This window comes from Escherichia sp. E3659, from assembly GCF_005781135.1.
In the GTDB taxonomy this organism is placed as follows: domain Bacteria; phylum Pseudomonadota; class Gammaproteobacteria; order Enterobacterales; family Enterobacteriaceae; genus Escherichia.
Genome location: NZ_VATQ01000006.1, coordinates 223200 through 241364 on the forward strand (window position 1 = coordinate 223200; position 18165 = coordinate 241364).

Below are 18165 nucleotides of genomic sequence, written 5' to 3' on the forward strand. Positions count from 1 at the left end.
AAGTATTTAAATGGCATTGGATGTAAAAGTTATTAATTTACAATTAGTTAGATAATGAATATTAATTATCCCAAAGGGGTATATTAGGAATTTACTTTATTTTTCATCCCCACCACTCTTGATCGTTATCAATTCCCACGTTGTTTCAGAGCGTTACCTTGCCTTTAAACATTAGCAATGTCGATTTATCAGAGAGCCGACAGGCTCCCACAGGAGAAAACCGATGAGTAAATTCCTGGACCGGTTTCGCTACTTCAAGCAGAAGGGCGAAACCTTTGCCGATGGGCATGGCCAGCTTCTCAATACCAACCGTGACTGGGAGGATGGATATCGCCAGCGTTGGCAGCATGACAAAATCGTCCGCTCTACCCACGGGGTAAACTGCACCGGCTCCTGTAGCTGGAAAATCTACGTTAAAAACGGTCTGGTGACCTGGGAAACCCAGCAGACTGACTATCCGCGTACCCGTCCGGACCTGCCAAACCATGAACCTCGCGGCTGCCCGCGCGGTGCCAGCTACTCCTGGTATCTTTACAGCGCCAACCGCCTGAAATACCCAATGATGCGCAAACGCCTGATGAAAATGTGGCGTGAAGCGAAGGCGCTGCATAGCGATCCGGTTGAGGCATGGGCTTCTATCATTGAAGACGCCGATAAAGCGAAAAGCTTTAAGCAGGCGCGTGGACGCGGTGGTTTTGTTCGTTCTTCCTGGCAGGAGGTGAACGAACTGATCGCCGCCTCTAACGTTTACACCATCAAAAACTACGGCCCGGACCGTGTCGCTGGCTTCTCGCCAATTCCGGCAATGTCGATGGTTTCTTACGCATCGGGAGCGCGCTATCTCTCGCTGATTGGCGGTACTTGCTTGAGCTTCTACGACTGGTACTGCGACCTGCCTCCTGCGTCTCCGCAAACCTGGGGCGAGCAAACTGACGTTCCGGAATCCGCTGACTGGTACAACTCCAGCTACATCATCGCCTGGGGTTCAAACGTGCCGCAGACGCGTACCCCGGATGCTCACTTCTTTACTGAAGTGCGTTACAAAGGCACCAAAACTGTTGCCGTAACGCCGGACTACGCTGAAATCGCCAAACTGTGCGATCTGTGGCTGGCACCGAAACAGGGCACCGATGCGGCAATGGCGCTGGCGATGGGCCACGTAATGCTGCGTGAATTCCACCTCGACAACCCAAGCCAATATTTCACCGACTATGTGCGTCGCTACACCGACATGCCAATGCTGGTGATGCTGGAAGAGCGCGACGGTTACTACGCCGCGGGTCGTATGCTGCGCGCTGCCGATCTGGTGGATGCGCTGGGCCAGGAAAACAATCCGGAATGGAAAACTGTCGCCTTTAATACCAATGGCGAAATGGTTGCGCCGAACGGTTCTATTGGCTTCCGCTGGGGCGAGAAGGGCAAATGGAATCTTGAACAGCGCGACGGCAAAACTGGCGAAGAAACCGAGCTGCAACTGAGCCTGCTGGGTAGCCAGGATGAGATCGCTGAAGTGGGCTTCCCGTACTTTGGCGGCGACGGCACGGAACACTTCAACAAAGTGGAGCTGGAAAACATTCTGCTACACAAACTGCCGGTGAAACGCCTGCAACTGGCTGACGGTAGCACCGCTCTGGTGACCACTGTTTATGATCTGACGCTGGCAAACTACGGTCTGGAACGTGGCCTGAACGACGTTAACTGCGCAACCAGCTATGACGATGTGAAAGCTTACACCCCTGCCTGGGCCGAGCAGATCACTGGCGTGTCTCGTAGCCAGATTATCCGTATTGCCCGTGAATTTGCCGACAACGCTGATAAAACGCACGGTCGTTCGATGATTATCGTCGGTGCGGGCCTGAACCACTGGTATCACCTCGATATGAACTACCGTGGTCTGATCAACATGCTGATTTTCTGCGGTTGTGTCGGTCAGAGCGGGGGCGGCTGGGCGCACTATGTAGGTCAGGAAAAACTGCGTCCGCAAACCGGCTGGCAGCCGCTGGCGTTTGCCCTCGACTGGCAGCGTCCGGCGCGTCACATGAACAGCACCTCTTATTTCTATAACCACTCCAGCCAGTGGCGTTATGAAACCGTGACTGCGGAAGAGCTGCTGTCGCCGATGGCGGATAAATCCCGCTATACCGGACATCTGATCGACTTCAACGTCCGTGCAGAACGCATGGGCTGGCTGCCTTCTGCGCCGCAGTTAGGCACTAACCCGCTGACTATCGCTGGCGAAGCAGAAAAAGCCGGGATGAATCCGGTAGATTACACCGTGAAATCCCTGAAAGACGGTTCCATCCGTTTTGCGGCAGAACAACCAGAAAACGGTAAAAACCACCCGCGTAACCTGTTCATCTGGCGTTCTAACCTGCTCGGTTCTTCCGGTAAAGGTCATGAGTTTATGCTCAAGTACCTGCTGGGGACAGAACACGGTATCCAGGGCAAAGACCTGGGGCAGCAGGGCGGCGTGAAGCCGGAAGAAGTGGACTGGCAGGACAACGGTCTGGAAGGCAAGCTGGATCTGGTGGTGACGCTGGACTTCCGTCTGTCGAGCACCTGTCTCTATTCCGACATCATTTTGCCGACGGCGACCTGGTACGAAAAAGACGACATGAATACTTCGGATATGCATCCGTTTATTCACCCGCTGTCTGCGGCGGTCGACCCGGCCTGGGAAGCGAAAAGCGACTGGGAAATCTACAAAGCCATCGCCAAGAAATTCTCCGAAGTGTGCGTTGGTCATCTGGGTAAAGAAACTGACATCGTCACGCTGCCGATCCAGCACGACTCTGCCGCTGAACTGGCACAGCCGCTGGATGTAAAAGACTGGAAAAAAGGCGAATGTGACCTGATCCCAGGTAAAACCGCACCGCACATTATGGTCGTAGAGCGCGATTATCCGGCAACTTACGAACGCTTTACCTCTATCGGCCCGCTGATGGAGAAAATCGGTAACGGCGGTAAAGGGATTGCCTGGAACACCCAGAGCGAGATGGATCTGCTGCGTAAGCTCAACTACACCAAAGCGGAAGGTCCGGCGAAAGGCCAGCCGATGCTGAACACCGCAATTGATGCGGCAGAGATGATCCTGACACTGGCACCGGAAACTAACGGTCAGGTAGCCGTGAAAGCCTGGGCTGCCCTGAGCGAATTTACCGGCCGTGACCATACGCATCTGGCGCTGAATAAAGAAGACGAGAAGATCCGCTTCCGCGATATTCAGGCACAGCCGCGCAAAATTATCTCCAGCCCGACCTGGTCTGGTCTGGAAGATGAACACGTTTCTTACAACGCCGGTTACACCAACGTTCACGAGCTGATCCCATGGCGTACGCTCTCTGGTCGTCAGCAACTGTATCAGGATCACCAGTGGATGCGTGATTTCGGTGAAAGCCTGCTGGTTTATCGTCCGCCGATCGACACCCGTTCGGTGAAAGAAGTGATGGGCCAGAAATCCAACGGCAACCCGGAAAAAGCGCTCAACTTCCTGACGCCGCACCAGAAGTGGGGTATCCACTCCACCTACAGCGACAACCTGCTGATGCTGACTTTAGGTCGCGGTGGTCCGGTGGTCTGGTTGAGTGAAGCCGATGCCAAAGAGCTGGGTATCGCCGATAACGACTGGATTGAAGTCTTCAACAGCAACGGTGCTCTGACTGCCCGTGCGGTTGTCAGCCAGCGTGTTCCGGCAGGGATGACCATGATGTACCACGCGCAGGAACGTATCGTTAACCTGCCTGGTTCGGAAATTACCCAACAGCGTGGTGGTATCCATAACTCGGTCACCCGTATCACGCCGAAACCGACGCATATGATCGGCGGCTATGCCCATCTGGCATACGGCTTTAACTACTACGGCACTGTAGGTTCTAACCGCGATGAGTTTGTTGTAGTGCGTAAGATGAAGAACATTGACTGGTTAGATGGCGAAGGCAATGACCAGGTACAGGAGAGCGTAAAATGAAAATTCGTTCACAAGTCGGCATGGTGCTGAATCTCGATAAGTGCATCGGCTGCCACACCTGTTCAGTTACCTGTAAAAACGTCTGGACCAGCCGCGAAGGCGTGGAATACGCGTGGTTCAACAACGTTGAAACCAAGCCGGGCCAGGGTTTCCCGACCGACTGGGAAAACCAGGAAAAATACAAAGGTGGCTGGATCCGTAAAATCAACGGCAAACTGCAACCGCGCATGGGTAACCGCGCCATGCTGCTGGGTAAAATCTTTGCTAACCCGCATCTGCCGGGTATCGATGATTATTACGAGCCGTTTGATTTTGATTATCAGAACCTGCATACCGCGCCGGAAGGCAGCAAATCGCAGCCGATTGCCCGTCCGCGCTCGCTGATTACCGGCGAACGGATGGCGAAAATCGAAAAAGGGCCGAACTGGGAAGATGACCTGGGCGGTGAGTTTGACAAACTGGCGAAAGACAAGAACTTCGACAACATCCAGAAGGCGATGTATAGCCAGTTCGAAAACACCTTCATGATGTATTTGCCGCGCCTGTGCGAACACTGCCTGAACCCGGCATGTGTGGCGACCTGCCCGAGCGGTGCGATTTACAAGCGTGAAGAAGATGGCATCGTCCTGATCGACCAGGACAAATGCCGTGGCTGGCGTATGTGCATCACCGGATGCCCATACAAAAAAATCTACTTCAACTGGAAGAGCGGTAAGTCTGAGAAGTGCATCTTCTGCTATCCGCGTATTGAAGCCGGTCAGCCGACGGTGTGTTCAGAAACCTGTGTCGGTCGTATCCGTTATCTCGGCGTGCTGCTGTACGATGCGGACGCCATTGAACATGCGGCCAGCACCGAGAACGAAAAAGATCTCTACCAGCGTCAGCTGGACGTGTTCCTCGATCCGAACGATCCGAAGGTCATCGAGCAGGCGATTAAAGATGGTATCCCGCTGAGCGTTATTGAAGCTGCGCAGCAGTCGCCGGTTTATAAAATGGCGATGGAATGGAAACTGGCGCTGCCGCTGCATCCGGAATATCGCACACTGCCGATGGTCTGGTACGTGCCGCCTCTGTCTCCGATTCAGTCTGCAGCAGACGCTGGCGAGTTGGGCAGCAACGGTATTTTGCCAGACGTCGAAAGCCTGCGTATCCCGGTACAGTATCTGGCGAACCTGCTGACCGCAGGCGACACCCAACCGGTGCTGCGTGCGCTGAAACGCATGCTGGCAATGCGTCATTACAAACGTGCTGAAACCGTTGACGGTAAAGTGGATACCCGTGCGCTGGAAGAGGTCGGTCTGACCGAAGCTCAGGCACAGGAGATGTACCGTTACCTGGCGATTGCCAACTACGAAGATCGCTTTGTGGTGCCGAGCAGTCATCGTGAACTGGCGCGGGAAGCCTTCCCGGAGAAAAATGGCTGCGGCTTTACCTTTGGTGATGGCTGCCACGGTTCAGATACCAAATTCAATCTGTTCAACAGCCGTCGTATCGATGCCATCGATGTGACCAGCAAAACGGAGCCGCATCCATGATCGAACTCGTGATTGTATCGCGTCTCCTTGAATATCCGGATGCTGCCTTATGGCAGCATCAACAGGAGATGTTTGAGGCGATTGCCGCGTCGGAAAATTTGTCGAAAGAAGATGCCCATGCGCTGGGCATTTTCCTGCGCGATTTAACGGCGCTGGATCCGCTGGATGCCCAGGCGCAGTACAGCGAACTGTTCGACCGTGGTCGCGCCACGTCACTGTTGCTATTCGAACATGTTCACGGTGAATCCCGCGATCGTGGTCAGGCGATGGTGGATTTACTGGCGCAGTACGAGCAGCACGGCTTGCAGTTAAACAGCCGCGAATTGCCGGACCATCTGCCGCTGTATCTGGAATATCTGGCGCAGCTGCCGCAAAGCGAAGCCGTGGAGGGGTTGAAAGATATCGCGCCGATTCTGGCATTGCTGAGCGCGCGTCTGCAACAGCGTGAAAGCCGTTATGCCGTGCTGTTTGATCTGCTGCTGAAACTGGCGAATACCGCTATCGACAGCGACAAAGTGGCGGAAAAAATTGCCGATGAAGCGCGCGACGATACGCCGCAGGCGCTGGATGCTGTCTGGGAAGAAGAGCAGGTTAAATTCTTTGCTGACAAAGGCTGCGGTGATTCAGCAATCACTGCTCATCAGCGTCGCTTTGCCGGTGCCGTCGCGCCGCAATATCTGAATATCACCACCGGAGGACAGCACTAATGCAATTCCTGAATATGTTCTTCTTTGATATCTACCCGTACATTGCCGGGGCGGTCTTCCTGATTGGTAGTTGGCTGCGCTATGACTACGGGCAGTACACCTGGCGCGCGGCATCCAGCCAGATGCTGGACCGTAAAGGAATGAACCTGGCGTCGAACCTGTTCCATATCGGGATTCTGGGGATTTTTGTCGGTCACTTCTTCGGTATGTTGACGCCGCATTGGATGTATGAAGCCTGGCTGCCGATTGAAGTGAAACAAAAAATGGCGATGTTTGCTGGTGGGGCCAGCGGCGTGCTGTGTCTGATTGGTGGCGTGCTGTTGCTGAAGCGTCGTCTGTTCAGCCCACGCGTGCGTGCAACGACTACCGGAGCGGATATCCTGATCCTGTCGCTGCTCGTTATCCAGTGCGCGCTGGGCCTGTTGACCATTCCGTTCTCCGCCCAGCATATGGACGGTAGCGAGATGATGAAACTGGTTGGCTGGGCGCAGTCGGTAGTGACCTTCCACGGTGGCGCTTCTCAACATCTTGATGGCGTGGCGTTTATCTTCCGTCTGCACCTGGTGCTGGGGATGACGTTATTCCTGCTGTTCCCGTTCTCGCGTCTGGTGCACATCTGGAGCGTACCGGTGGAGTATCTGACACGTAAGTATCAGCTGGTGCGCGCTCGCCACTAAGCACGACATAGTGCCTGATGCGCAGCGCTTATCAGGCCTACAGAGTCGTACAATTCATTGATATTACGTGATATGTATGCCGGATAAGGCGTTCACGCCGCATCCGGCATAACGTAACGCACGTTGTCAGCCTACTGAAATCATCAGTTACACATTGTCGATATTTCAGATTGTAGAGAAACGAACCTCATCTATATGATTGGCCCACCTATGGAGCAGTGAAGGAGCACTGACCGTGGATCAACCTAATCACTCGACGATCTCTGCGGCATTAAAAATAATCGCCACGGGGATCGCCTTACCCCCTGATAAAATTACCTCTCAACAACTGGATGTTCAGTTAAATAAACCTGCGGGCTACGTTGAGCGACGTTCCGGTATTTGCTGGCGCTATTTTGCCAGTAACGATGCCAGCCAGGCCGAACTGGCGGCAGAAGCTTTGCATAATGCGTTATCAGCGGCTGCCTTAAAACCTTCTGATATTGATCTGTTAATTTGTGCGTCAGCCATTGCCGTACAGGCATTACCCTGTAGCGCAATTCATATTCTTAAAGCCGCTGGTATGCCCGCAGGCGTTGCCGGATTTGATATCAACAGTAGCTGTGTCAGCTTTATTTCCGCTCTGGAAGTTGCTGCCGGATTATTAAACTGTGGAGCATATCGGCGCATTGCCATCGTCTCGGCAGATATTGCTTCACGTGGTATCGACTGGAATCATGAAGAGTCGTCACTCATTTTTGGTGATGGTGCAGCGTGCGCGATTGTCGAGCGGGGCGATGGTCGCAGCGGGATTATCGCCAGCCTGATCGAAATGTATCCCGAAGGTAACGAGCTGTGTGAAATTCGCGCTGGCGGCACGCGGTGTAATCCTCGTTCAGGCGTCAGTGATAGCGACTTCCTTTTTCATATGCAGGGGAAACCGCTGTTTCGTTTTGCCTCTTCACTTATTGAAGATTATTTTTCGCGCTTACTGCAAAAAAGCGGTCTGCAACTGGCTGATATCGGTACGGTCGTTCCGCATCAGGCCAGTCATCTTTCCCTTGAACATATGCGTAAACGGCTGCGAGTGACGGAATCTGCGCTTATTGATGTCTACCGCTTCTACGGCAATCAGGTCGCGGCTTCCATACCCACGGCGCTGCATGAAGCGGTGATTAGCGGTCGTTTTACTGCGAATAAACCTGCAATGTTGATTGGCACGGCGGCGGGATTAACTCTGGCGGGTATGGTGATTTTACCGTGAAAATCCTCGTGACGGGAGCGACCAGCGGCCTGGGGCGAAATGCCGTGCAACATTTGTTGCAATCGGGTGTGTCGGTTGTGGCAACAGGGCGAAATCGCGAGGTTGGTAAAAGTCTGACAAGCGCAGGTGCGCAGTTTGTGGCTCTCGATTTAACCGAGACAACAGAGGATGACTGCGCCCGGTTGATGGAAGGCTGCGATGCCGTCTGGCACTGTGCGGCAAAGTCTTCGCCATGGGGCGACAAAACGGTATTCTGGCTTGCTAATGTTAAAGCGACCCACAACCTGGCACAGGCGGCAGGCAGGCTGAACGTTCCCCGGTTTATCCATATCTCCACGCCTGCGGTTTACTTTGATTTTCAACATCACTACGACCTGCCAGAAACCTGGCTTGCGCGCTCTTTCTCAAGTCATTACGCCAGCAGTAAATATGCCGCTGAGCAGGCTATTGCCGGGGCAGTAGCGCAATATCCTGCCACGACGTTTATTCTTTTGCGTCCACGCGGGCTTTTTGGCCCCTATGACCAGGTGATTGTTCCCCGCCTGATGCAGCAGTTGCAGCAGGGCGGCGGTTGCTTACGTTTGCCGCGCGGGGGCGACGCGTTATTGGATCTCACGTTCGTGCAAAATGTGGTGTATGCCATGCAGCTGGCAACGCACGTTGAAGGCTTACGCTCGGGCAGTATTTACAACATCAGCAATCACCAGCCACAGCAGCTATCGGTGATGCTTGACGCCTTGCTGCGCCAGCAACTGGGCTTGAGTTACCGCATTGCTGCTGTTCCCTGGCCACTGCTTTCTCTGGTCGCGCGCGGGCTGGAACTGTACGGGAAGTGCGTTAATCAGGAACCTGTTATCACACGTTACAGCGCCGGAACACTCTGTTTTGATATGACGCTGAGTGCGCAAAAGGCCATTACAGAGTTGGGATATCACCCGCGCTTTTCGATGGAGCAAGGTATTGCAATCACGGGGCAATGGCTGAGGGAACATGGCAAAAATAACCTCATTTGAAACGGGCTGGTGTACCCATATTGGCTGCATTGCGCTAAAAGGGGCTGGGCTGAAAGTGTGTAAGTTCCCCGCCCGCGCCTGGCTGCTGGAAGCGGGCGAGAAACGCTGGCTGTGGGACACTGGCTATTCATCGTGGTTCGAACATTACACGCAATCTGGTGTGTTTCGTCTTTATCGTAAGGTCACGCCGGTTTATTTCGATCCGCAACAGGCGCTGGTGCGGCAACTTTCTGCACACGGACTGGCGGCAAAAGATGTTGATGCGATTATTCTGTCGCATTTTCACGCCGATCATATTGCTGGCCTGCGCGATTTCCCTGATGTCGCCTGCATCTGTTCTGGTGAAGGTTGGCAGCAGGTAAGAACGCTGCGTGGCATAGCCGCACTGCGCCAGGCTTTTGTACCAGGGCTGATCCCGGAGAATTTTGACTCATCACTGCGTTTTATTGAAAGTTTCGCATCGGTGAGTTTGCCTCCTGAACTGGCACCGTTTGAGAGTGGCTATTTGCTGCCAGAAAGCAATGGCGAAATTATCCTCGTGCCGCTTCCCGGTCATGCTGGCGGACACACTGGCGCGTTTGTGCAGACAGACGAAGGCTGGATTTTACTGGCTGGGGATGCAGCATGGGCACCAGCTAACTATCAGGAGCAGCGAGGGCCTTCACCACTGGCGCATCTGGTGATGTCTGACAGCCGCGCCTACTACCGCACGCTTGGGCAATTACATAAGCTTTGGCAAAACGGCGCAGTGGACATTCGTTTGTGCCACGAGGGGGATTTATGATCCCGTTGGCTTTACTCTGGCGCTACTTTCGTACCCGCAGGCTGCATTTCACCGATCGCCAGGCGTTGGAATACTGGCAGGCAAAAAGGCTGCATCAGTTCCGGCAAAATGCCTTATCTAAAAGCCCGTGGTTTCAGCGTTATCTGGCCTTGCCCTTTAACCAGTGGCCGTTTATGGACAAAGCGTTAATGATGACGCACTTCGATGAGATGAATACCGCTGGTTTAAAGCGCGACGAACTTCTCGATTGTGCAATGCGCAGTGAGCAGAGCCGTGATTTCAAACCCTGCGTTGGCAAGTTCAGCGTTGGGCTTTCATCAGGTACATCGGGGCGTCGTGGACTTTTTGTTGTTAGCCCGCATGAACAACAGATGTGGGCCGCTGGTGTGCTGGCAAAAGTGTTGCCCGACGGTTTATTTGCCAAAGAGCGGGTAGCGCTGTTTTTGCGTGCGGACAACAACCTCTATCAAAGCGTGAATAACCGCTGGTTAAGTCTCGACTTTTACGATCTGCTGGCGCCATTTCAGGCGCAACTCAAACAACTGGAACAGCGAGCGCCCACGATTATTGTCGCGCCAGCTCAGGTATTACGCGCACTGGCGCTGGCGGTCATTGCCGGAGAGTTAACACTAAAGGTCAAAAAAGTGATTTCGGTGGCGGAAGTTCTGGAGCCGCAGGATCGGGAATTACTGCGAAGCGTGTTCAACAATGTGGGCGAGATTTATCAGGCGACAGAAGGCTTTCTCGCCTCTACCTGCCGGTGTGGCACGTTACATCTCAACGAAGAATTTGTTCACATTGAACCGCAATGGCTGGATGAGCACCGTTTCGTGCCGATCGTCACAGACTTTACCCGCACCACGCAGCCGGTGGTGCGTTATCGACTTGATGACGTGCTGGTGGCAAGTGAACAGCCATGCCCCTGTGGCAGTGCGACAATGGCGATTGCGCGTATCGAAGGGCGGCAGGACGATCAACTGCAACTGCCGACAAGATCTGGCGATATTCAGACCGTTTTTGCCGATGCCTGTAGTAGGGTGCTGGCGATGACGTTGCCGCTAACAACCGATTATCGCCTGCTACAAACCGGGCCAGCACAATTGACGTTAATAGCCGATTGTGAGCTGCGGATGCTGGAGCATTGCCGGGAGGCGTTGAATGCCTTGTTTATACGCCAGGATATCGCTGCCGGGCAATTGATATGGTCATTGGAATCGCAAACGGTGCCCGTCACTTTTGCAGCCAAGCGTCGGCGGATTGTGCGTGAGTGGGGGCGGGAATGAGCAATCTACTGCTACGCCTGAAACAGATGCTGCTTGGCTGGGGAACCGTTGGGATAATCTACAACTTTAGCGACTACCTGCAAGGTGAAGGGTATCAATTAACCCCGTCAGTAATTGATAATTTGATTGTGTTTTCGCCCTCAGCCGTGTGGCTGTATCTCTCGTTTTTTTTAATTGTGCCGTTAGGTTATTTATCCACACCACTTTGCCACCTGCGCTGGCTTGCCCGCGCAATGCAACTTTCGGCACTTGTGGCTGGCATGTTTTATCTCCTCTGGCCCACAACAATGCATTATCCCTCGTTTGATCAGATGGGGATATCCGCGGGCGCACTCAATAGGCTGATAGCGATTGACTCAAGTCAGAACTGTTTTCCCTCTTTACATGCGGCGCTCACGCTGTTGGCGGTATGGGCGATTGCCAAAAAGGGGAACCGTTGGCTGACGCTAATGAGCGTAGTCTGGGCGATAGCGATCGCCTTTTCGATTCTGCAATTACGCAGACATTTATTTATCGATTTAGTAGGCGGCGCGTTGCTGGCGTCGATTTGCGGTTGGATATGCGCAATATGCGAGAAAAGGAAGACGCAATATGAGTGATTTACTGTTTCCCATCATTTTGATGGTGCTGTTGGTGTTAGCCGAAGCCGGCGTGTTGCAAATCACCGGGCGGCAAAAAGTGGACTGGCTGGACGTGATTTTTAATATCAACTCCGGTCATATGATGCTGTGGTTATTTCGCTGCCTGGAAGTGCTCTGCTATGGCCTGGTGGTCAATCACTTTAGTCTTGGGCTGTTTGATAATGCGCCGGTGATCCTGCTTTGGTTGTTTACTTTGCTGGCGTGGGATTTCGGTTTTTATTGGTTGCATCGCTGGCATCACGAGATGCGCCCGCTGTGGGCGGTACATGTGGTGCATCATCAGGGGGAACACTACAACCTGTCATTAGGCGTGCGGAACTCGTGGTATTCCTCGTTAACCTCAATCCCGTTCTTTATGCTGCTGGCGATGCTTGGTGTACCGTTGCAGGTCTTTTTGGCGGTTTCTATTATTCACTACAGTTGGCAGTTTTTTAACCATAACGCGCTAACGCCGAAACTGGGCTGGCTGGAAAAAGTGCTGATCACGCCTTCGCACCATCGCGTCCATCATCTGAATGAAAAGCAATATGCTGATACCAATTACGGTGGCACCTTTTTGTTGTGGGATAAACTTTTCGGTTCCTGGAGTGCCGGGCCGGAACATGACGTAGGCTACGGCGTAAAAAATAGTCGCTTGTCCTGTAACCCGATGCGCGAGAGTAACCTGCCATTTTTACGCTTAATGGGCTTTCGCTCAATTGGCAAAGCGATTGAACGTCGCTACCAAAGTTCCGCGTGGGCAGTGGGGGCAGGGGTGATTCTGCTGTTTATGCTGGTGCTTGGCTACATCCAGCAATATGGCTATGGCATCGAGTTTATTACCAGTGAGCAAGCCGTATTGTTTGTTCTGCTGGTGGCAGGCTCTGTTGCGCTGGGGGGCATGAGCGACGGGCAGCGTTGGGGTATGATTTTGTGGTGCTCTGTGACGTTGTCACTGCTCTATTTTATTCTTTATATGTGTTCATGGAGCACTCTGCTCTGGAAGGGAATCGCAGGCATTTTGCTGGCCCATTGCGTGTTATTCCTAATCGGTGTGGGACGTAAGTCGCTAAGGCAACGCTATGAATCTGTTTAATCCCGACAGGTTAATCACTTTTCCTGCTGATGATCCGCAACTGGTGAAACAGTTGCAGAATGGTACGAAATCGTACCTCGTAAAAGCAGGCGATCATCGTTATGCCGACGGCTGGGCATTCACCAAAATGGTGGCACTGATTATTGCCTGTTTATGCTGCTATTCACTGGCGTTATCTCAAAGTCAGTGGGAACTGTATCTGTTGTGGTATCTGGCGATGATGTTTTGCGCCATGCTGTTAGCGGTCAATGTAGTGCATGACGCTTCGCATGATGCGTTTTTGCGTGGTAAAAAGGCCAATGCCTGGCTTAACCGGTGGGTTGCGTTCCCGATGGGACTTGATCCGGACTGCTGGCGGGTGCGCCACGTTCGCTTTCATCACGGCTTTACCAATATTGAATTTTACGATCCGGACACCGCAGAAAATGGCATTCTTCGCCAGACTCCGTGGCAGCGGTGGCGACCTTTTATGCGCCAGCAACATTGCTACTGGCCGCTGGTCGCGGCGCTCACCTTTCCCTGGTATATCTGGGTGGTGGACTGGCTCGATCGTGCCGGGTATACGCCGGTAACGCGGCATCTGGCCCTGAGGGGTTTTGCTGGCTGGGGGTATTTCTTAGCCGGGAAACTGGCGCATTGCGCGCTGTGTCTGATACTTCCCTGGCTTTTGTCTGATTTTAGTTTTATGACCATCGTGCTGACTTATCTGCTTAGCCAGCTGCTGGCGTCATTGATCTTTGTGATGTTGATTATCGGAACGCACTGGGCGAAGGGGCATACGCAATTGCCGCCAGAAGAGGGCAAAATGGCCGTGGGCCGGTTGGCGCATACCTTCGCCACTACCTTTGACTGGACGCCGCAACCTGCATGGCTTGGCTACTGGCTGGGCGGAATTAATTTGCATCTTACCCATCATCTTTTTCCTCACTGGCATCATCGCCATTATCCAGCGTTAAGCCGCATTATCGCGCAAATTGCCAGCCAGCAAGGTCTGGATTATCAGTTATTGACGTTAGCGGATTTGCTGAGGCTACAGCAGCGGTTTTTACGGCGAATGGGGGAGAAGCCGTCAGAGTGAGAGTGGAATCAAGTGATGGTGGTGGAGGAAGGATTATTCAGCGCTGCGCGCTTCGCCCTGCGGGTCGTTGCCTGCGGCAACGCTCTCTCGCTGGCGCTCGAGTCGAACCTTGATCGAAGCTTCTCGTCCTTCCCCGCATGGGCAGAATATGAAACGATATCGATAAGTTTGAAATGAGTTTTATCAGGAAGTGATGGTGGTGGGGGAAGGATTCGAACCTTCGAAGTCGATGACGGCAGATTTACAGTCTGCTCCCTTTGGCCGCTCGGGAACCCCACCGGGGGTAATTCATATTGTAGGTAATGCTTGAGATGGTGGTGGGGGAAGAATTATTCGTCGCTTCGGTCCTCACCCTTCCCCGATGAGTGCAAACATTAACAATCTCACCGAAGTTACCACATCGCTGTGGTGAATAATGGTGGTGGGGGAAGGATTCGAACCTTCGAAGTCGATGACGGCAGATTTACAGTCTGCTCCCTTTGGCCGCTCGGGAACCCCACCACGGGGTAATGCTTTTTACTGGCCTGCTCCCTCACTGGGAAGCGGGGCGCATCATATCAAATGACACGCCGCTGTAAAGAGTTACGTTGAGAAAAATGAACTGGTTGCGTAATTTTCATCCGTAACGGATTAAAGCCAACCAGTTCTATTTTGCCAGCGATTAAAGAATAATCGTCCGGTTACCGTAAACAAATACACGCTGTGCCAAAACCTGGTAAAGCGCGCGGCTTAATACGTTTTTCTCAACATCACGACCTGCACGCATCATGTCTTCGGCTGTGTAAGTGTGATCCACATGAATGACATCCTGCATGATGATTGGACCTTCATCCAGATTGTCATTTACATAGTGTGCTGTTGCGCCAATAATCTTCACGCCGCGTTCATAAGCCTGATGATAGGGACGTGCGCCGATAAACGCTGGCAGGAATGAATGGTGAATGTTGATGATTTTGTTCGGAAAGCGAGCGACAAACTCCGGCGTCAATACCCGCATATATTTCGCCAGCACCACATAATCAGGTTGATGCGCTTCAATGGCATCCGCCATCTTCTGATCGTGCTCGTTGCGGCTTAACCCTTCATGGCTCACCAGTTCAAACGGAATATCAAAACGTTCCACCAGAGAACGTAAGGTCTCGTGGTTACCAATAACCGCAGCGATTTCAACATCCAGTCCACCGTAGTTGGCTTTCATCAGCAGATCGCCCAGGCAATGCGCTTCTTTGGTCACCAGAATGACTATGCGGCGGCGACCTGCGGGATTCAGTTCACGCACCGAACCTTCTGGCAAAGCGCTATCGAGATCCGCCAACAGGGTGGAATCATTAAAAATACCCTCCAGTTCCGTGCGCATAAAAAAGCGCCCGGTACGGTGGTCAACAAATTCATTGTTCTGCACGATATTTAACTCGTGCTTGTAGCAAATATTAGTAATACGCGCGATTAGACCTTTTTGATCCGGGCAAATAGTACGCAGAACTTTACGTTGGAGTGAATGCATTGCTGGAAAAACCTTGTTGAGAGTGTTTGCTAAACCGTACCGTCAACCTTTATTGGCCGCAGCACTTTTTAAATTTTTTACCTGAACCACAAGGGCAGGGATCGTTGCGACCAAACTGCGGACGTGTACCATCAATATAGTACCATTGACCGTTTTCTTTCAAAAATCGCGAACGCTCAATAATCGCCCCGGATTTACCCTTCTCAGTAAAACGAGCGACAAAACTGACATAACCTACGTCGTCACCTTCGTGATATGAACGTTCAAATACGGTCAACCCTATCCATTCGGTATGTGCAAATCCGGCAATTAATTCAGCACGTAACACCGAGGCGCCACAGGATGGATGCCAGGTTTTAATTAAATAATCTGCGTCGTGCATCACAAAAGCGCAGTAACGCGAACGCATAAGACGTTCGGGATCTGGTGCAACCTTTTCACCAGACACATAAGGGTGGCAACATAGGCTATACTCGACAGCACTACCACAGGGACAAAGCTTAGACACAAATAATCTCCCTGGAAACAATAACGGCGTTTTAACCGCCGGAGTAGCACTATGTTAACCGAGCGGTAGCGATGTGGCTACGGCTGCATTCCAGGGGACGCTTTCAGGAACAATGAGAAAAGTAAAAATAGGGCTGGCACTGGGATCCGGTGCTGCACGAGGATGGTCGCATATTGGCGTCATTAACGCGCTTAATAAAATGGGCATTGAAATTGATATCGTCGCAGGATGTTCAATTGGTTCGCTGGTAGGCGCAGCCTATGCCTGTGGCCGATTATCTGCGCTGGAAGAGTGGGTTACCTCTTTTAGCTATTGGGATGTTTTACGACTGATGGACCTCTCCTGGCAGCGCGGTGGACTGCTGCGCGGTGAGCGTGTGTTCAATCGATATCGTGAAATAATGCCAGAAACAGAAATCGAGAATTGTTCACGCCGCTTCGCTGCAGTCGCCACCAATCTAAGCACAGGGCGCGAATTATGGTTTACCGAAGGTGATCTCCATCTCGCTATTCGTGCATCCTGCAGTATTCCTGGCTTGATGGCGCCGGTCGCACATAACGGCTACTGGCTTGTTGATGGCGCAGTCGTTAATCCCATTCCTATCTCTCTTACTCGTGCGTTGGGCGCAGATATCGTAATTGCGGTTGATCTCCAGCACGACGCTCACTTAATGCAGCAAGATCTTCTTTCATTTAATGTCAGTGCTGAAAATGGCGAGAGTGAAGATGATCTACCCTGGCATGCGCGGCTGAAAGAGCGGCTAAGTAGTATTACTGCGCGTCGAGGCGTCACGGCACCGACAGCAACAGAGATTATGACTACCTCTATTCAGGTATTGGAAAACCGCCTTAAAAGAAACCGTATGGCAGGGGACCCGCCTGATATTCTGATTCAGCCCGTTTGCCCACAGATTTCCACGCTCGATTTTCATCGTGCGCAGGCTGCCATTTCGGCAGGACAATTGGCGGTTGAGAAGAAAATGGATGAGCTTTTACCGCTAGTTCGAACTAACGTTTTGACCTGATTTTTTATCTACACTTAAGTTAATTCTGACAGGCACTGATGGCAATAGCATGCCACTATTGAATAAAGCCAGTCAGGGGAGAGAACATGACGCAGCCATTGGTCGGAAAACAGATTCTCATAGTTGAAGATGAGGCGGTATTTCGCTCGCTTCTGGATTCGTGGTTTTCCTCATTGGGAGCGACAACGGTACTGGCGGCTGATGGGGTGGATGCCCTTGAGCTACTGGGCGGTTTCACACCCGATCTAATGATATGTGATATTGCAATGCCGAGAATGAACGGCCTGAAACTATTGGAACATATTCGCAACCGGGGTGACCAAACACCTGTCCTGGTGATTTCCGCTACGGAAAACATGGCAGATATCGCGAAAGCGTTACGTCTGGGCGTGGAAGATGTTTTGTTAAAACCAGTTAAAGATCTCAACCGTCTGCGCGAGATGGTTTTTGCGTGTCTCTATCCCAGCATGTTTAATTCGCGTGTAGAGGAAGAAGAACGGCTTTTTCGCGACTGGGATGCGATGGTGGATAATCCCACCGCGGCTGCTAAATTATTGCAAGAATTACAACCTCCGGTTCAGCAGGTGATTTCCCATTGCCGGGTTAATTATCGCCAACTGGTGGCCGTTGATAAACCGGGGCTGGTGCTTGATATTGCAGCTCTTTCGGAAAAAGATCTGGCTTTTTATTGTCTCGATGTAACTCGCGCCGGACATAATGGTGTCCTTGCCGCCTTGTTATTACGCGCGCTGTTTAATGGGTTATTACAGGAACAGATTGCCCACCAAAATCAGCGTTTGCCAGAGTTGGGTGCGTTATTGAAGCAGGTAAATCATTTACTGCGGCAGGCCAATCTGCCTGGTCAGTTCCCGCTATTAGTCGGCTATTATCATCGTGAATTAAAAAATCTCATTTTGGTTTCCGCTGGTCTGAATGCAACGTTAAACGCTGGTGAACACCAGATTCAAATCAGTAATGGCGTTCCGTTAGGAACATTAGGCAACGCCTATTTGAATCAATTGAGCCAGCGATGTGATGCCTGGCAATGTCAAATTTGGGGAACAGGTGGAAGACTGCGCTTGATGTTGTCTGCGGAATGAGCAAACGATTATATGGGATAAAATTG

At 52.2% G+C, this 18165-nt stretch carries 15 protein-coding genes, 2 tRNA genes and 1 other RNA gene; 13 read left to right on the forward strand and 5 right to left on the reverse strand.

The genetic code is table 11. The features are described 5' to 3' along the window. The first annotated feature begins 223 nt into the window (after positions 1 to 223). The 11 genes from FEK47_RS06445 (at position 224) to FEK47_RS06495 (ending at position 14003) form a co-directional block, all read left to right on the forward strand. On the forward strand, positions 224 to 3967 hold the full coding sequence (locus tag FEK47_RS06445; RefSeq protein WP_135486215.1) for a nitrate reductase subunit alpha: 3744 nt from the start codon (positions 224 to 226) through the stop codon (positions 3965 to 3967). Beyond that, positions 3964 to 5502: a nitrate reductase subunit beta gene (narH, locus tag FEK47_RS06450; RefSeq protein WP_135486214.1), complete on the forward strand. Its 1539-nt coding sequence runs from the start codon at positions 3964 to 3966 to the stop codon at positions 5500 to 5502. The genes FEK47_RS06445 and narH overlap by 4 nt, the downstream gene beginning before the upstream one ends. Continuing rightward, on the forward strand, positions 5499 to 6209 hold the full coding sequence (gene narJ, locus FEK47_RS06455; RefSeq protein ID WP_000571676.1) for a nitrate reductase molybdenum cofactor assembly chaperone: 711 nt from the start codon (positions 5499 to 5501) through the stop codon (positions 6207 to 6209). The genes narH and narJ overlap by 4 nt, the downstream gene beginning before the upstream one ends. Then, positions 6209 to 6886 carry a respiratory nitrate reductase subunit gamma gene (gene narI, locus FEK47_RS06460; protein ID WP_001160110.1) on the forward strand — a complete coding sequence of 226 codons (678 nt, stop codon included), beginning with the start codon at positions 6209 to 6211 and terminating at the stop codon, positions 6884 to 6886. Before narJ ends, narI begins: the two co-directional genes overlap by 1 nt. A 235-nt stretch (positions 6887 to 7121) precedes the next feature. After that, positions 7122 to 8129 (forward strand): 3-oxoacyl-[acyl-carrier-protein] synthase III C-terminal domain-containing protein, encoded by a 1008-nt coding sequence (locus FEK47_RS06465; protein WP_135486213.1) that lies wholly within the window; start codon positions 7122 to 7124, stop codon positions 8127 to 8129. Beyond that, positions 8126 to 9142 carry an NAD(P)-dependent oxidoreductase gene (locus tag FEK47_RS06470; RefSeq protein WP_135486212.1) on the forward strand — a complete coding sequence of 339 codons (1017 nt, stop codon included), beginning with the start codon at positions 8126 to 8128 and terminating at the stop codon, positions 9140 to 9142. Before FEK47_RS06465 ends, FEK47_RS06470 begins: the two co-directional genes overlap by 4 nt. Further along, the gene (locus tag FEK47_RS06475; protein ID WP_135486211.1) at positions 9120 to 9926 is read left to right on the forward strand and encodes an MBL fold metallo-hydrolase; all 807 of its coding nucleotides are present in this window, start codon (positions 9120 to 9122) and stop codon (positions 9924 to 9926) included. The genes FEK47_RS06470 and FEK47_RS06475 overlap by 23 nt, the downstream gene beginning before the upstream one ends. Continuing rightward, positions 9923 to 11209: a F390 synthetase-related protein gene (locus FEK47_RS06480; RefSeq protein WP_135486210.1), complete on the forward strand. Its 1287-nt coding sequence runs from the start codon at positions 9923 to 9925 to the stop codon at positions 11207 to 11209. The genes FEK47_RS06475 and FEK47_RS06480 overlap by 4 nt, the downstream gene beginning before the upstream one ends. Continuing rightward, the gene (locus tag FEK47_RS06485) at positions 11206 to 11808 is read left to right on the forward strand and encodes a phosphatase PAP2 family protein (protein WP_135486209.1); all 603 of its coding nucleotides are present in this window, start codon (positions 11206 to 11208) and stop codon (positions 11806 to 11808) included. The genes FEK47_RS06480 and FEK47_RS06485 overlap by 4 nt, the downstream gene beginning before the upstream one ends. Further along, entirely contained in the window at positions 11801 to 12925 is a 1125-nt protein-coding gene (locus FEK47_RS06490; protein ID WP_135486208.1) for a sterol desaturase family protein, read from the forward strand. Before FEK47_RS06485 ends, FEK47_RS06490 begins: the two co-directional genes overlap by 8 nt. Further along, positions 12912 to 14003: an acyl-CoA desaturase gene (locus FEK47_RS06495; protein WP_135486207.1), complete on the forward strand. Its 1092-nt coding sequence runs from the start codon at positions 12912 to 12914 to the stop codon at positions 14001 to 14003. The genes FEK47_RS06490 and FEK47_RS06495 overlap by 14 nt, the downstream gene beginning before the upstream one ends. A gap of 16 nt (positions 14004 to 14019) precedes the next feature. Here the strand turns inward: FEK47_RS06495 and FEK47_RS06500 are convergent. The 5 genes from FEK47_RS06500 to FEK47_RS06520 all read right to left on the reverse strand — a co-directional run bounded on the left by FEK47_RS06500 (position 14020) and on the right by FEK47_RS06520 (position 16015). Next, a non-coding RNA gene (locus FEK47_RS06500) (RtT sRNA) lies at positions 14020 to 14151 on the reverse strand. Positions 14152 to 14197: 46 nt separating this feature from the next. Next, a tRNA-Tyr gene (locus tag FEK47_RS06505) sits at positions 14198 to 14282 on the reverse strand. Positions 14283 to 14419: 137 nt separating this feature from the next. Further along, a tRNA-Tyr gene (locus FEK47_RS06510) sits at positions 14420 to 14504 on the reverse strand. A 160-nt stretch (positions 14505 to 14664) separates the two neighbouring features. After that, entirely contained in the window at positions 14665 to 15507 is an 843-nt protein-coding gene (gene purU, locus FEK47_RS06515; RefSeq protein WP_130208904.1) for a formyltetrahydrofolate deformylase, read from the reverse strand. A gap of 49 nt (positions 15508 to 15556) precedes the next feature. Continuing rightward, positions 15557 to 16015, reverse strand: coding sequence for a YchJ family protein (locus FEK47_RS06520; RefSeq protein ID WP_135486206.1), 459 nt, complete (start codon positions 16013 to 16015; stop codon positions 15557 to 15559). 112 nt (positions 16016 to 16127) lie between these two features. Between FEK47_RS06520 and rssA the strand changes: the two genes are divergently transcribed. Both rssA and rssB read left to right on the forward strand, forming a co-directional pair. Beyond that, positions 16128 to 17039 (forward strand): patatin-like phospholipase RssA, encoded by a 912-nt coding sequence (rssA, locus tag FEK47_RS06525; RefSeq protein WP_135486205.1) that lies wholly within the window; start codon positions 16128 to 16130, stop codon positions 17037 to 17039. 86 nt (positions 17040 to 17125) lie between these two features. Then, the gene (rssB, locus tag FEK47_RS06530; RefSeq protein WP_135486204.1) at positions 17126 to 18139 is read left to right on the forward strand and encodes a two-component system response regulator RssB; all 1014 of its coding nucleotides are present in this window, start codon (positions 17126 to 17128) and stop codon (positions 18137 to 18139) included. The last annotated feature ends 26 nt before the right edge of the window (positions 18140 to 18165 follow it).